This is a genomic window from Gilliamella sp. CG22 (assembly GCF_046635725.1).
Taxonomy (GTDB): domain Bacteria; phylum Pseudomonadota; class Gammaproteobacteria; order Enterobacterales; family Orbaceae; genus Gilliamella; species Gilliamella apicola_I.
Genome location: NZ_JBIDFK010000004.1, coordinates 103,211 through 119,489 on the forward strand (window position 1 = coordinate 103,211; position 16,279 = coordinate 119,489).

The window sequence follows — 16,279 nt, forward strand, 5'->3', positions numbered from 1 at the left end:
CTGACGGTTTTTTTGTTGAATAGTGTCTAAGATACGTTATTTCTTAACCTAATTCCAACATTTTCCACCACAAAAGACCAACGGTAAATACAATGGTTAAGTTAACAACGCTACAGATAAATCCTACTTTCCACCATGTTTTGACTGGAACAAAACCTTCAGCAAATAACAACGGATTTCGAGCATTGGCAAATTGGGTAATGGAACCAAAATAGTTGGTACAAATAACTAATGCAAATATCGCAATCATTGGTGGAACATGAAGTGCCACGGCTACAGATAAGAATACTGGAAATAGCGCCGCAATATGCGCATTGCCACTAGCAAAGAAATAGTGTAAATAAACATAGGCAATAGACAAAATAATAATAACTTGTACCCAGCTATTATCAATAAATTGGTTTTCTACTGCACGACCGATAGTATCGCCTAACCATTTTGTAACACCTAGCTTATTGACTTGTCCTGCTATCATTAATAAAGCCGCAAACCAAATTAAGGTATCCCATGCCGCTTTTTCACCTTTCACATCATCCCAGCTTAGCACACCAGTTAAGATTAAAATTGTTAAACCAATAAAAGCAGTCGTTGTTGCATCAACACCTAAATAGTCTTTACCGAAAATCCAAAGACCTAACAATAAAATTACCGTACCACCCATGATAATTTCTTTAGCGGTGATTGGTCCCATTTTCTTCAACTCTTCAACAGCTAATCTTGGTGCATCAGGTGTTTTTTTAAGTTCTGGATTGGTTAAAAAATAAATAACTAATGGAATCACAATAAAAGAAACCAAACAAGGTACGATAGCGGCAATAAACCACTGTCCCCATCCCAATGTCACGTCTAATGTTTCTGTGACTAATTTAGCGGCTAATAAATTACCGGTAAATGCAGTCAAAAACATTGCTGAGGTAATATCATTGATATGACTTATGGTTAACATTAAAAAAGTGCCAATTCGATTTCTTGATTCATCCTTCGGATTAGAATTAAAGTTAATCGATAACGCTTCAGCGATTGGATAAATCACACCACCAGCACGAGCTGTCGTACTTGGAATGGCAGGCGCCAATGCCACATCTGTTACAGCTAAACCATAAGCTAAGCCTAAAGTGTTTTTACCTAAAATTTTTACTAAATAATAAGCAATACGTTTGCTTAAACCAGTTTTAATAAATCCTCGCGCAATCATAAATGCAACAACGATCAACCAAATTAAGCTACTATTCAATTCGCTCAACGATATTTTGATTGATTCGGTTGCATTAGCGGCACCAGATGGTCTTAAAATAGCAAAAACCGTAATGGCTAATAAGCCAATTGCGCCAATTGGCATAATTTCTGCAACAATACAGGCAATCGTTGCCACAAAAATAATGCTTGTTCGCCAACCTTCTGTACTTATTCCTTGTGGAGGCGAAACAAATAGCCATAATATTGCTGAAATAGCAGCAATAATTATGAGTGGTAACCATTTTACTGGTGGTTTTTTCACTGCGTTCATAATAATTTCCTTCTTTAATGTAAAAACGTAATTAATTCATTTAAAACAATAAAAGTTTAGCAATTTCATTGTCATTGGTTCTTAATGTAGATTTATTTCATAGTGTTTATCAATTAGATCAAAATTAAAATTTTTCGGATTGATCAGTGTCATCGTTTTATTTTTTAGTAAAAAAATGCCTGAAATATCTGGATGTTTTTTTAAATATTCACCACTGGCATTTACGCCTAATCCATAAAAAATCGTTGAATAAATATCGCCTTCAATAGAAGTATTTGAAATAACGGTAACGCTTTCAATTTCATTATCAAGAGGATAGCCAGTTAAAGGATTGAAAATATGATGATAAAGCCGATTATTTTGCACAAAATAACGTTCATAAATGCCCGAAGTAACGACTGATTTATTTTTAACTTTTATTATACCTGCTAACTCATCAAATAAAGAAAAGGGTTTTCTTAACCCTATACACCAACAACCTGACTTTTCTATTGGGGAGGCTCCTAACGTTAGTACATTTCCACCTAAATTTATGATGCCATGGTGAATATGATGTTCAAGTAACAGATTTTTAATGACATCGGCGATATAACCTTTTGCGATAGCACCAAGATCTATCTCCATTCCTGCTTTTTTTAAAAAAACAGAATGGGTTGTATCATTTAATTCTATATCAAATGGATCGGTTAATAATAGTTGTTGTTTGATATGATGATCGGCAGGAATACTATCTCCTTTAAAGCCTATTTTCCAAAGTTTGACGACAGGGCCGATAGCCATATTAAAACAACTTGAGGGATTCACGCTCAGTTGCCAAGCCTGTTTAATAAGTGAAAATACAGGTAAGCTTACCTCAACAGGATGTTTGCCTGCTGCAAGATTGATTGACATAACCTCCGAAACTGGGCGGTTAACAGTCAATTTATCTTCAAGCAATTTAATGGTAGCAAAAGCAAGTTTTGCGACGGTTTCATTTTGCTCTAATAGCGTTAATGTTACCGTCATCCCCATCAATGTTTGAGAATAGTCGTAGGTAGAACTTACCATTTTTAGCAAAGTTCAATTAACTATTAATGTAATCTGTGGCTTTTTTACCTGCTTGTATACCAAAAATAATGATATCAGCAACAGCATTACCACCAATGCGATTTGCTCCATGCACACCACCAACAACCTCACCAGCCGCAAAAACACCTTTAATCACATGTTTATCATTATCTAATACTTGTGTTTCAGTGTTTATCGTTACACCTCCCATTGTATGGTGAACACCCGGTGCAATTTTAATTGCATAAAATGGTGCGGTGTTAATTGGATGACGCATTCCCGTCGTTCGACCAAAATCCTCATCTTGTTTGTTAATTACAAACTCATTATAACGTTCAATCGTTTTTGACAGATTATTAGCATCAATAGAAAGTTTGTTAGCTAATTCAGTAATTGAATCGGCTTGAACAACGAGATCATTAGAAACATACTCTTCAACGGCTTTGTTTTCGTCACGAACTTGTTGATCGAATAAAATATAGGAATAGTGTTCAGGTAATTTGATAATATCCGCTGAAACTTTATCTCGGGTATCTAATTCATTAACAAAACGTTTACCTTCTTGAGAAACAAGAATTGCGCCACCGCCACGTATAGATTCTGAGATCAAATATGAGGTAGTTTGTTCAACAGTTGGATGGATTTGAATTTCGCCCATATCAACAGTGCCAGCCCCAAGTTTTTCTAAGATCATGATACCAGAACCTGTCGCCCCTTTATGGTTGGTTGTCACAAAACCTTTTAAGTCAGGACGATATTTTTCAACCATTTCACGGTTAGCACTAAATCCGCCCGTTGCAATCACCACCGCTTTCGCTTTAATGATATAATTTGTGCCGTCTTCTTCAACGACTTTAACGCCAACAACTTTATGATTTTCGGTAACGATTTCTGTCACATTGGTATCTAACATGACTTCAATACCACGTTTATTAAGATTTTTTACCAATCCACTAATCAAAAATCCTCCAACAGCTGCACCACTTGCTGGTCGATGTGTACGGTCGATACTCATTCCACCTGTTGTCGTAATACCACTTAGTTCAATACCGTTTTCATCTAACCAATCAATCGCATCGGGAGCATTTTCAACAAAGTAACGAAGTAATTCCGGATTATTTTTATTTTTACCACCAGCCAAAGTTTCTTTATAGAATAGATCCTTACTGTCAACAATGCCTTTAAGTTTTTGGAATTTAGTTTCAGCTGCATTCATACCAGCAGACGCTTTATTGGTATTTCCGCCAATAACAGGCATTTTTTCAACGACAACAACGCTAGCCCCTAAATCATGAGCTCGTAATGCAGAAGCCAGCCCTGCTCCCCCGCTTCCCACAACAACAATATCGTAAGATTTATCATTTGGATCACCACCTTCAGCAATAATGGCTTCTTTATTCGATTGTGTCATGGCCTTAGTAACGGCTTTTTTGAATGCTTCACACTGTGATGTAGCCCCAGAAATTGCATCCACATGTGGACTGTTTGAATTAATAATTCGTTGTTTAATTTCTGCAAAATTATCTAAAACTTGGTTATCAAACTCATTGGCATTCACAAGTTGCATATCTTTAATGAAATCTTTGCCTAACTCGACATTAATAAGAAATTCATAAGATTCATCATTAACTTTTTCTTGATATTGACCAGGTTTGAATTTCTTATTATTTAGACTTGCATCACGAATTAATGCTTCAACTAATGAAAAACGCCATAAAGGTTCAGGGATATTCAATTCTTCACGTTTGTCACTACTGATAGTTAGCTCCAGTTGTTCACCTTTTTCAATACGGCTAATCCAGTCTGGATAAGCGATGCATGCTCGACCAACAGCGACCAAATCGTAACCATTATCAATCGCCGTTTCTACATCAATTTGATTAACCACATTACCTACACCTACTACCGGAATTTTAGCTAATGTCGCAGATCGCATTGCCACATATTTATTGATTAACGGGGTTGGATCTTGGGTATCAACAATTGAAGGTCTTAAAATCGCGCCCATTGAAAAATGGATATAATCCAGACCTTTGTCTGCTAACTTTTCAAGTAGATACATGGAGTCATCAAAACGAATACCCGGTACTTCCAGTTCTTCCGGAGAAAAACGATAACCAACAATAAATTCTGGCGTTGCAAACTGTTTAACCATTTTATGTGTGATATCTAAGATTGCTAAAGGGAATTGCAAGCGATTATCACGGCTTCCACCCCATTTATCGGTTCGTTGATTTGAATTTGGAGAATAAAATTGTTGGATTAAATAAGTGTTAGCACCGTGGATTTCAACACCATCGAAACCGGCTTCAATAGCACGACGTACCGCTTGACCAAATTTTTCGATCATGTCGTCGACTTCGTCTGCCGTTAATGCGATCGGTGTTGCTGCGCCTACTCTAGGGGCTGCGATAGCACTTGGTCCAACAGGAGATTGTCCACCAATGAGTTTTGGCTCAACCATTCGACCACCGTGATAAACTTGAATGACTGCTTTCGATCCCTTTTCTTTAATTGCTTTCGCAATTTTAGCTAATCCTTCAATTTTATCATCGTTATCTAAACCTATTGCACCAGGAAACGCTAATCCTTTATTATCGACAAACCCGCACTCAACGATGATTGTTCCAATTTCACCTGCTCGATCTCGATAATACTCGATTAAATCATGCGTGACTGAACCGTCATAAAATCCGGAACAGGTCGTCATTGGCGCCATCATTATTCTATTTTTTAATTCAACGCCATTGGGTAAAGTGAAGGGTTTAAAAATATTTTCTTTTTTCATTATTATATACCTAATTATTTTATTCAGATTTATTAACTGTTGTTAATAATAGCATTACTTATAATCATTCTCCACTTCGAAACAGACTATTAATGTACTGATGTATTATTTTTTAGACAAAAATTTTTATATATTTTTTAAAGTATTATGTGCTATTTGTTTATCTAAACAAATAACATTGTAGCTTAAGTAAGCAAAACAGTTTTCAAGATAGTCATATTGCAACGATAAATCTAAAAAAAAACACTGCAACTATTTCATTTAGTTACATATTTATCATTATAATTGGCTTGAAGTTTGAATAGATTAAGCTAGAATGCATGCAAGTTTGTACAAGAGAACTTAAGAATGATTAGAGTGAAAAAAGAAAAATTATTATCCAAAATTAAGTATCACTCTTTTTTAATTCAATTTATTGATCCTCCTTTATGGAGGATTTTTTTTATCAAAAATATACCCCTCTTTCATCAGAATTTTTTTAAGTGCTCATCACAGGAGATATTATGAAATCTTTAACGCCGTTTTACGATCCCACTATCAGTTACGAAGATAATTATGCAAACGGTCCTTTTGGGCTTTTTACACAATTAAGTCACGTTGAACATGTCGCAACCCAAACCAGTCAATTTCTCAATCTTAATGTTAATTTACCATTTGGAATGCCTGCCGGTCCCCTTCTAAATGCCAATTATATTAAAGCTGCATTTGCGTATGGATTTGACTTATGCGTCTATAAAACTGTAAGAACAAGATTTCACAAATGTCATCCATTGCCGAATGTGCTATCTGTTCATCCTAACGGTAAATTATCCAGTAATCTTGATACTGTCTTAGCAGATACAAATTATACTCAACCGCTATCAATTACCAATTCGTTTGGTGTTCCTTCTCTTGCTCCCGATGTTTGGCAACCTGATATGGCTGATGCGGTAAAAGCCGCTGGTCAAGGTCAATATGTTATTGGTAGCTTTCAAGGAACACAAGGACATGGCGAAATTGAAAAAGATTATGCGTTAGCCGCTAAATTAGTAAGAGAAACTAATGCCCCAATTCTTGAAGCAAACTTGAGTTGCCCAAATGAAGGAGCGAGTAAATTACTCTGTTTTGATGTTAATAAAGTAGAACGCATTGTAAATGAAATTAAAAATGCAGTTCCCGATCGTCCACTTATATTGAAACTAGCCTATTTTCCGGATGATGAAAAAATTATTTCATTACTTACTAAAGTCGGATCGATAATTGATGGATTAAGTGCTATTAATACCTTATCAGCTAAACCTGTTAACGCAAATGGTCAGCCAGCTTTAGGAGAAAATAGAAAGGAAGGTGGAATTTGTGGCGATGCCATACGTTGGGCTGGATTAGATATGGTGAGTCGCCTTAATAAATATCGTCAACAAATGGATTTAAAATTTACCATTATAGGTGTTGGTGGAGTTAGCAACAGTGAACATTATCATCAATTCATTAAAAACGGTGCTGATGCTGTGATGAGTGCGACAGGAGCCATGTGGAATCCGTTACTTGCTATAGAGATTAAGAAAAGTCTGAACTAGATTATTAGCAATATTTATAATTGTTACAGGGTAACTTACCCTGTAATTACGTTTCTTTTCTCTTTAAATTTTCTTTTTTCTAAAATAATAAAAGCCAATAACAATATGCGCTAAAAAAACGATTACTAAAATAATGCGCACATGCAAGGAATGAATAAAAATAAATGGGATTAACAATGCGATAAAAACCATAGCTAGCATTTTAAACAAACTTTTTTTAGATGCTTTTTTCTCAATAAGCATCTTTTGTATATAAGTTTGATAATAATGACTTTGAGTAAAACAGCGATAAAGACGATCTGAACTATTAAGCCACAAATATGCGGTTAACAAATAGAATGGTACTGTTGGCAAAAGTGGCACGAAAATGCCTACTGTTCCCAGCAAAAATGAAACACTACCTATAATAATAAATAACCATTTTTTTAACATAACTAAGTATACTTATAGATAATTATTAAAATTTTTGATTGCGAATAACAAAGCATGAATTCAATATTCCAAGAAACTTAATCATTACGGCTAAAGTTAGGATAAATTATTCATTGTGTGACAACTTAAGTATATAACAGAGTTTTAAAAGAAAAAAACGTTATGAAACACGATTTTTTCATATTGATTAAATTACATTTTTCTTTGCATTTATGTTAAATGTGTTATATAAAAACAATTACATATTTAGGTAATTTTGGTTTTGGATCAGTTTTAATATGGAAAAAAAGGAAAAGTTAACTATACTTCTTTGTTCTCCTGATTGTTCGACAAAATTTTTAACAGAAGGATCGGTTTTTATAAAACCAATAGATAGTTATTGGAATGATTTTGGATACCAATTAGCGACAGAAATAGGTATTCGATTAAATGATAATTCAATTGAATGGTTTGATTCAAAATTTGCTTTCAAAGATCAAGATAATACTTATAAGTATGTTTCTACAATTCTAAAAAAAGAGAAATTTGTAAATCTTTTTTCGATAGATTTAGCTTTTGCTCATTTATTCACAAATCAAAAATCTTATAGCGCCATCAGCCGATTAATTGGTTTTGAAAGAGCAATAAACATTCTGGAAGAAATAAATGATATTTGTTTATATGTGGATAAACCTTCTAGAATACCAAAGTGGGATGATTTTTATAAAACCGATGTGTATAGTAGAGCTATGCTTAGAACGAGTGAGGCGTATTTTGCTTATCGGCATGGATATTCTATTATACAAGGTAAAGTCATTGAAAATGCCGACTCTAAACAAACCTTCAACATTACGTTTAAAAATTTAGATTCTCTTCAACTCGAATTTAAATTTACCAATCAGAATAAATTACGGGGTCGCATTGCGACCATAATAGGGCAAAATGGATGTGGAAAAACAACGATACTGACAGAACTCGTTAAAGCGCTTGCTGATAGACAATCAAAACATATCTCAATTGTTCCACAACTTGACTTTAACCAAGTTATTTTGTTTGCTCATCATGCAACACTTAATTCAATTGACAAAGAACTTATCAATAATCCTAGTGTTTCTATTTCACAGCTAGATCCTAATATTCAGAACAACAGGGTTTTTAATGAAAAAACAGACAATCATTTATTGGTAGATGTGTTAAGAAACAATAGAATATCCGAATTATGTAATATCATTTCCCAAGAATTTTATGATTTAACAATAAAAGTTCCGCTTTTAGTGGATCATTCGGCTAACCTAGATCAACACCACGAAATCGCAATAAAAAACTTTGCCCGATACAATGGTGAACAACGTTGGCTTGATAGGATAGCGACGATTGACCGGGAAAAAAATCTCGTTATATATAAAAATGACGAAAAATATCATCCAAGTTTAGGACAATCAACATTTATCCGTTTCATTTTAAATGTTTTTGCCAATGTCGGACCGGCATCAGTACTGCTTATTGATGAACCAGAAACTTTTTTACATCCTAACCTTATTTCTCAATTTATGAGAATTCTTAATAATGTATTAGAGACCACAAAATCCATCGCTATAATCGCTACTCATTCTCCTTACATTGTCAGAGAAGTACAAAGTGCACAAGTTCATATTATTGAAAAGGACGAAGTAGATTTCAAAATTAAGCAGCCACGAATGCAAACATTAGGCGCTAATGTGACCAGCATCTCAAATGAAATCTTTGGCGATGATCTGTTAATCCATCTATACAATGAATTAGTTGATAACATTAAAGATGATTTAACCTTCGATGAAATTCTCGATAAGTATATTGGTGAAATCAGTCCAGATGCCCTCTTACAGCTAAGGAATAATATGGAATATTAAAATGAGAAAATTAAATTTTCCACAATATAATAGCGCAGAAATTATTGATAGCTGTCAATTAGATGAACTTTGTCAAAAAAATCGAAAAGGAAAACATATTCGGTTTATTTCATCTTATATCGATATTATTAAAAAATCTTACGAACATTATGATAAGCATAATGGTAACCCTTGGTTTATTAATTCATTGTCAGAAGAAACAATACCTTCATTATCGGCATTTAAACAACACATGAATCTTTTATATGATAACCCGCCACAAGCACTTAAATTCATTAAATCGCTGAGAGAAAGTATTCAAGGTGCATGCCCAATGTGTGGGAGACATGGCAATGGAACAATCGATCATTATTTACCTAAATCAATCTTTCCAGAATACTCTTTCTTTTCCAAGAACCTGATACCTGCTTGTGATAGATGCAATAAGGAACGATCATTAAAAATAAAAGGAGATATATTACATGAAAGGCCTATTCACCCTTATTTTGATAAATTTATTGAAAAAAGAATCATGTCATCTCACTTTAAACCAGACTGGCGAGCACCGTTAATTACTCCTATAGCCATAGATGTAAAAGATGAAGAAAAAATTATAGTTGAATGGCACATCAAGAATATTGTCATCCCTTCAGGAATCAAGAATCATTTCTCTTATTTATGGACAAAATTATGTGAATCACCAAAGATATATATAAAAAACGCAATTAATTTAGAAGACATCATAAAAAAATTATATGAAATCCAATTAATTTACGAGAATAATGGCGGAACACCCAATAATTGGGATGCCTGTTTTTATCATGGATTACAAAATAACGAAGAAGCACTCAATTATTTGATTAAAATTCAAAAGGGCGAATTATAAATAAATAACTATTGATTTTATATAGAGGATTGGAACAAAAACATTATGGGAAAACTGATGAAATTGGCGGAACGGACGGGGCTCGAACCCGCGACCCCCTGCGTGACAGGCAGGTATTCTAACCAACTGAACTACCGCTCCGCTTTTTAGACTACTTCAAGGCATCACTGCTGAAGTAGGCGTGATATTAAAGATTATTTTCGATGACGTCAATAGATATTTTAAAATATGCAACCAATTGAATAGAAAACAATCATTTACTGGCGCGCCATAATGCTCCGCCACTTTTTTTATCAATTTTTGATAAAACAGTTTCATGTTCTGAAAGTTCATATTCTGATGCTTTTATGACTTTTAAAGGGGTCGATCCTCGCTCTATTCTTTGAAGAGTATTGCTGTTTTCACCATTAGCTAGACTATGTTCATCCATATTAAAGGATAATGTCGTTTGTCCCCCCGTCATAGCTAAATATACTTCAGCTAAAATCTCAGCATCCAGTAAAGCGCCATGAAGTGTACGATGAGAATTATCAATTTGGTAGCGTTCACAAAGCACATCTAAATTATTACGTTTGCCTGGGAACAGGCGTCTTGCCATTGCTAAAGTATCGGTAACAATACAGTGATCAGCAGTTTTATAATCTAAACCACAAAGACGAAACTCATAATCCATAAACCCGACATCAAACGATGCATTATGGATAATTAATTCAGCACCATCAATAAACTTAATAAAATCATGGGCAATATTTTTGAATATGGGTTTATCTTTAACAGCTTCATTGCTTATACCATGAACTTTAAACGCTTCTTCATCAATTAAGCGTTCTGGATTAATATAGACATGAAAATGATTGCCTGTTAAACGGCGATTGATGATTTCAACAGCACCAATTTCAATAATCTTATGTCCTTCATAATGATTATTTCCATCTTGATTCATACCTGTTGTTTCTGTATCGAGTACAATTTGGCGAGTAGAATGAGTTATCACGTTATTCTCTTTATATCAAACATTGGGAAAACTACGAATTAGTGATATAGTTTACCATTAAATACTATTAATGTTGATACCTACCCGCTATTGGAAGCAGAATCTTCAGATTTGCTTACCATTTTTAAATTGTGTTACATTTTGGGAATTATCAACCTAGTTTGCCGAAAAGTTTGCAAAAATGTTAAAACAAATCAGAATATACACAGATGGTTCTTGTCTTGGAAACCCTGGGCCTGGCGGATATGCTGCCATTTTAAGATATAAGCACAATGAAAAAATATTAGCAGAAGGATATTTTAATACAACTAATAATCGAATGGAGTTATTAGCTGCAATTGTCGCTTTAGAAAAATTAAAAGAGCCTTGTCAAATTGATCTCTATTCTGATAGCCAATATTTGAAAAATGGCATTTCAAAATGGATTTATACCTGGAAAAAAAATGGATGGAAAACCGCAAATAACAAATCTGTCAAAAATGTTGATTTATGGATGCGGCTTGATAAAGCGGTACAAACACATAAAATCGATTGGATTTGGGTTAAAGGCCATGCAGGGCATCCTGAAAATGAACAATGTGATATCATAGCCAAATCTAAAGCTGAGTCCCCTACTTTAGTGGATACTTTTTTTGAAGAATCAAATTCAGCGTAATAAGTTTTAAACCCTATTATTTCACATGAGACCAACCCATTATAGTTATCAAATGTCACTTAATAGCATGGATTTCATTTATGTATAAATTACACATAATCCCCGTTTTAAAAGACAATTATGTCTGGTTATTAGAAAATAATGCTAAACAAGTTATTATCATTGATCCAGGGGCAGCCGAACCTGTTTATAACTATCTACATCTACATAATTTAACACCCCTTGCAATTTTGCTTACTCATCACCATATAGACCACATTGGCGGTGTGGTAAAACTACAAAATGATTTTAATTCTATTGAGGTATATGGGCCCAAAGAGATTCCTTTACCTATTCAATATGTAGAAAATAGGGATAAATTAATTATTGCCGATTTTAAATTTGAGATAATTCCTGTACCAGGTCATACATTGGGTCATTTGGCTTACTATTGTCAGCCTTATCTTTTTTGTGGCGATACGCTGTTATCGGCTGGTTGTGGACGTGTATTTGAAGGTACTTATCAGCAAATGCTAAATTCACTTAACAAATTAGCCCAATTACCTGATGATACCCTAGTCTGTGCTGGTCATGAATATACCAAATCTAATCTTGATTTTGCACTAAATATGTTACCAAATGATACTAAAATTAGTGCCTATTATGATTTAATTTCCGATAAATCAATTACTTTACCATCTACTTTAAGAAATGAAAAACAAATTAATGTTTTTCTACGATGTAAAGAAAAAAACATACAAAATAAATTAAATTTTAACAATGAGTTAGATTTATTTGTTTTTTTTAGAAGCCAAAAGGATATTTTTTAGGTATAATATACGGTTTTAATAAATGTTTAATGTTTTAAGGTAATGAAAAAGTTATTTATATTCACAGCATTATGTTCGTTTTTGGTTGCATGCCAAAACCATCAATCTCAATATAATAGTAGTGTCTATCCAACACATAACTCAGAATCAATCGTTACCAGTGGACTTTTAAAAAGTAGTGGAATTAATAATAAATTAATTACTCAAAATCCTTGGCATTATATGATAAGCCAACTGAATGTGAAAGTCCCTGAAAATAATCGTATTAAAGAAGAAAGAGCGCTTTTATTACGCAACCCTAAAGCTTTTGAAACTACAGCGCTTCGTTCTGAGCCTTATGTATATTACATAATGGATCAACTACGTCAAAATAATTTACCGGTAGAATTAGCTTTAATTCCACTGATTGAAAGTGCCTACGATCCGTTAGCAACATCGGCTGGTAAAGCTGCCGGTTTATGGCAGATTGTACCCATAACGGCCAGAGAATACGGTCTCAATAAAAGTCACTCATTTGATCCAAGACGTGATCTAATTGCATCAACGAATTCAGCGATAACGCTGTTAAAAGATCTGAACGGTCGTTTTAAAGGAGATTGGTTATTAACTCTTGCTGCTTATAATGCTGGCGAAGGTCGCATTAGAAAAGCAATTGCACAAAATAAAGCAAATGGTTTACCAACAAATTATTGGGCGCTGGATTTACCAACTGAAACCCGACACTATGTACCGAAGATTTTAGCCATTATCGATATTGTAAAAAATAGTGAACGTTACGGTATTAAATTACCCGATTGTAACTATGAAAACTCATTAGTTAGAATTGATATGTCTAAAAATATTTCATTAGCTAAAATTGCTCAATATACTGGGATACCAATTAACGACTTAAAAAGTTTTAATGCAGGCTATTTACAACAAACTGTAAGTGGACCATTTCATTTACTGGTTCCGTATTCTTATGCGGAAGATTTACATAAAAAGCTACAAGCACAAAATCTTGTTTCAGCCGAAATCACAGAACTTTTACAAGATGTGCCTCATAACACTATGCCTTTGGAAGTCAAAACAGTAGCAATCAAGTCCGAAGTGTCAAGTGGAATAAATAATAAGAATAAAACGCTTCATACTAAATCCAATAAACAGATCACTTATCAAGTTAAAGCAGGTGATGATTTAGTAACTATAGCTAAAAATTATCGTGTTAAAATTACAGATATTTTAACTTGGAATAATTTGACCGATCAGGATATCAAAGAAGGTGATGTATTAACCATTAATCTTGCAAATCCAATCTAAATTTGACCAATAAAGGATTATGATCAGATGCCGAAGTACTAATTATTTTTGCTGTATCTAATTGTAATCCTCGATAAAATACAAAATCTAATGGTCTTCCCATAAATGTTTTTCGAATATCAATTGAAAAATTCACCGGTTTGAGGTCGATTGTACTTACTAAATGATATAAAAGATTTAACCGCTGTTGACTCCAAGCATTGAAATCACCCGCTAAGATCACCGGTCCATTATGCTCCTTGATTCGATTTAATAGCATATGCATTTGTTGCCGATAACTTTTCACACCAATACTAAAGTTAACGGCATGAATGTTCGCAACCAGCAATTGTTGTGTTGAGTTATAAATAGGATATATCGTGATTAAAGCGGATTTTGGAACGCGAATAAGGGGTTCTTTTTCTCTAAATGAATAGATAGAGATAGGTAATGTATCTGTAATTGTCATCACACCAGCATAAATATTATTGAAGCAGTAAGCGGGCACATGGTCTGCTATCTTATTTTGTCGGGTAATAAAGTTCAATAATTGTGGTGTGGTTTGCGCTTCTTGTAATAATATCAATTTAGTTTCATCTGCATAATGTTCTAAAATTTGAATACAGTCGGCTCTTTTTTGTTTAAAAATATTCCAAACCATAATTGTAAAAGTAGTTTTATCAATTAATGGTTTATTTACTATCAATTGACTATTGGGCAAAATGATTTCTACTTCATTATTTGCCCGATATCGTAATGTATAATCTCGATGTTTAAACATATTAACTATTTATTTTGTTGAGCTAAATATTCATCAAACGATACTTTATCATTTTCTTCTAATTTTTTCTGTTTTTCGAGTGAAATATAGCGCTGTTGAACAAAATCATTATCGGTTAACACGGCTAAAGGTTCTGACAATAACTGTTTTTTATATTGACTTGCTAAAGCTAAACCAAATTTAGCTGTTCCCAGATCACTTATCGCCTGTAATGTTCTTGCTGATAAAGTTAATTCTGGATAATCAAACATAACATCAAGTCGCTCACAAACCTTACGGTAGTGCTGTTTTTCATCATGATGATCTAAAACATCAGCAACACGAAGTAAATCCTTAAATAATTGATGACCTACTTTGGCCATTGGTTCATGATAACTTCCACACCCCATTGTTATTTCAATCTCCGGTTTCCGACCTTCTAAAATAACTCGATTCCAGTTTAATTTTGCGCACTCTAGCTCTTGACTGCTCATTTCAGGTGCCGGTGCTAATGCACACCAAATTAAAAATAAATCGATAAATCGAATCTGTTCTTCTGTAATACCGATTGGTGAAAATGGATTAACATCTAAAGCTCTTACTTCGATATACTCAATTCCACCACGTAGCAATGCATCTGAAGGTGATTCCCCTGCCCTAGGAACACGTTTAGGACGAATCGGCGCATAAAACTCATTTTCAATTTGTAAGACTTTATCATTTAATTGACGATACTGACCATCAACTTTAATGCCTAAGCGACTAAATTCGGGAGATTGTGTTTTAGTTGCGCGTTTTAATCCCTCGACATAAGTATTCAAATGATTAAAAGTGATACCCAATTGCTTTTGAGCATTATTGGTATAACCAATATCGCTAAGCCTTAAAGATGTGGCATAAGGTAAATAACAGTTGCCGTTAGTTTGTTCAATGAATGCTTTCGCTTTTTCGGGATCTTGGATAAATGAAGAGCACATTGATGGTGATGCACCAAAAAGATACGGGATTACCCAACCAAAGCGATAATAGTTACGAATTAAAGTGAAATAGCCTTCTGAAATAACGTCTTTACCCTCTTCAGTATTTTTTACCCCGTCTCTTGCTTGCCAAAATGCTGTCGGTAAAGAAAAATTATAATGGACACCTGAAATAGTTTGCATCATTGCACCATAACGGTTTTTTAATCCCTCACGATACAGTGTTTTTAAACGCCCTTCGTTTGAAGAACCATATTGCGCTAAAATAATATCGTCTTCTTTCGCAACAAAACACGGCATACTGAGTGGCCACATCATTTCATCACCAATATTAATACTGGCATAACGATGTAAATCTCGCAAAAACGTGAGCATATAATCAATGTTCGTATTGACCGGTGTTATAAATTCAAGCATCGACTCAGCAAAATCAGTTGTGATCCAAGGGTGTGTTAAGGCTGAACCAATTTTATTGGGAAAAGGCGTTTTAGATAAAGAACCATCGGGTAAAATTCGTAAGGTCTCTCGTTCCAGTCCACGTTGAATACCTTGTAAGATAGTATAATGTTTTTCTAACCAATTAAGTGCTTTAGAAACATCAGGTATCATAATCTTTATTTATCCTAAATTGAGTTTTATATATTCAATATTATCATAATTTACAAGCTTCTATTGGTAATTTTGGCTTTTCACTCATGCTTTATCAGATTAGAACTGATTTCAAAGATGAAAACACTCAATAA

General features: G+C 34.0%; 13 protein-coding genes and 1 tRNA gene. 6 read left to right on the forward strand and 8 right to left on the reverse strand.

All coding sequences use genetic code 11. The features are described 5' to 3' along the window. Window positions 1-43 precede the first annotated feature (43 nt). From ACGH46_RS05100 to ACGH46_RS05110, 3 genes are all read right to left on the reverse strand, one after another. A complete protein-coding gene (locus tag ACGH46_RS05100; RefSeq protein ID WP_267378713.1) occupies window positions 44-1,507 on the reverse strand; it encodes a DASS family sodium-coupled anion symporter in 1,464 nt (487 codons plus the stop codon). Window positions 1,508-1,588: 81 nt separating this feature from the next. Beyond that, window positions 1,589-2,554 (reverse strand): FAD:protein FMN transferase, encoded by a 966-nt coding sequence (locus tag ACGH46_RS05105; protein ID WP_411604531.1) that lies wholly within the window; start codon window positions 2,552-2,554, stop codon window positions 1,589-1,591. Between the two features lie 16 nt (window positions 2,555-2,570). Continuing rightward, window positions 2,571-5,342: a flavocytochrome c gene (locus ACGH46_RS05110; RefSeq protein WP_411604534.1), complete on the reverse strand. Its 2,772-nt coding sequence runs from the start codon at window positions 5,340-5,342 to the stop codon at window positions 2,571-2,573. 503 nt (window positions 5,343-5,845) lie between these two features. On the opposite strand from ACGH46_RS05110, the gene ACGH46_RS05115 reads away from it, so the two are divergent. Then, window positions 5,846-6,898: a dihydroorotate oxidase gene (locus tag ACGH46_RS05115; RefSeq protein WP_411604536.1), complete on the forward strand. Its 1,053-nt coding sequence runs from the start codon at window positions 5,846-5,848 to the stop codon at window positions 6,896-6,898. 63 nt (window positions 6,899-6,961) lie between these two features. On the opposite strand, the gene ACGH46_RS05120 is transcribed toward ACGH46_RS05115, so the two are convergent. Continuing rightward, window positions 6,962-7,330, reverse strand: a complete 369-nt coding sequence (locus tag ACGH46_RS05120) for a YbaN family protein (RefSeq protein WP_267378702.1) — start codon at window positions 7,328-7,330, stop codon at window positions 6,962-6,964. 278 nt (window positions 7,331-7,608) lie between these two features. On the opposite strand from ACGH46_RS05120, the gene ACGH46_RS05125 reads away from it, so the two are divergent. Together ACGH46_RS05125 and ACGH46_RS05130 are read left to right on the forward strand one after the other, a co-directional pair. Continuing rightward, entirely contained in the window at window positions 7,609-9,198 is a 1,590-nt protein-coding gene (locus tag ACGH46_RS05125) for an ATP-dependent nuclease (protein ID WP_267378700.1), read from the forward strand. A gap of 1 nt (window position 9,199) precedes the next feature. Continuing rightward, complete coding sequence (locus ACGH46_RS05130) at window positions 9,200-10,063, forward strand: HNH endonuclease (protein WP_267378698.1); 864 nt, start codon at window positions 9,200-9,202, stop codon at window positions 10,061-10,063. Between the two features lie 64 nt (window positions 10,064-10,127). Here ACGH46_RS05130 and ACGH46_RS05135 read toward each other — a convergent pair. Together ACGH46_RS05135 and dnaQ are read right to left on the reverse strand one after the other, a co-directional pair. Beyond that, window positions 10,128-10,204, reverse strand: a tRNA-Asp gene (locus tag ACGH46_RS05135). 112 nt (window positions 10,205-10,316) lie between these two features. Then, window positions 10,317-11,057, reverse strand: a complete 741-nt coding sequence (gene dnaQ / locus ACGH46_RS05140) for a DNA polymerase III subunit epsilon (RefSeq protein WP_267350934.1) — start codon at window positions 11,055-11,057, stop codon at window positions 10,317-10,319. Between the two features lie 181 nt (window positions 11,058-11,238). On the opposite strand from dnaQ, the gene rnhA reads away from it, so the two are divergent. From rnhA to ACGH46_RS05155, 3 genes are all read left to right on the forward strand, one after another. Then, the gene (gene rnhA, locus ACGH46_RS05145) at window positions 11,239-11,712 is read left to right on the forward strand and encodes a ribonuclease HI (protein ID WP_267350932.1); all 474 of its coding nucleotides are present in this window, start codon (window positions 11,239-11,241) and stop codon (window positions 11,710-11,712) included. A gap of 80 nt (window positions 11,713-11,792) precedes the next feature. After that, window positions 11,793-12,521 (forward strand): hydroxyacylglutathione hydrolase, encoded by a 729-nt coding sequence (gloB, locus tag ACGH46_RS05150; protein ID WP_267378695.1) that lies wholly within the window; start codon window positions 11,793-11,795, stop codon window positions 12,519-12,521. Window positions 12,522-12,563: 42 nt separating this feature from the next. Beyond that, window positions 12,564-13,820, forward strand: coding sequence for a transglycosylase SLT domain-containing protein (locus tag ACGH46_RS05155; protein WP_267350928.1), 1,257 nt, complete (start codon window positions 12,564-12,566; stop codon window positions 13,818-13,820). On the opposite strand, the gene ACGH46_RS05160 is transcribed toward ACGH46_RS05155, so the two are convergent. Beyond that, on the reverse strand, window positions 13,798-14,580 hold the full coding sequence (locus ACGH46_RS05160) for an endonuclease/exonuclease/phosphatase family protein (RefSeq protein WP_267378689.1): 783 nt from the start codon (window positions 14,578-14,580) through the stop codon (window positions 13,798-13,800). The genes ACGH46_RS05155 and ACGH46_RS05160 overlap by 23 nt on opposite strands. A gap of 5 nt (window positions 14,581-14,585) precedes the next feature. Next, entirely contained in the window at window positions 14,586-16,145 is a 1,560-nt protein-coding gene (gene gshA, locus ACGH46_RS05165; protein WP_411604540.1) for a glutamate--cysteine ligase, read from the reverse strand. Between the last annotated feature and the right edge of the window lie 134 nt (window positions 16,146-16,279).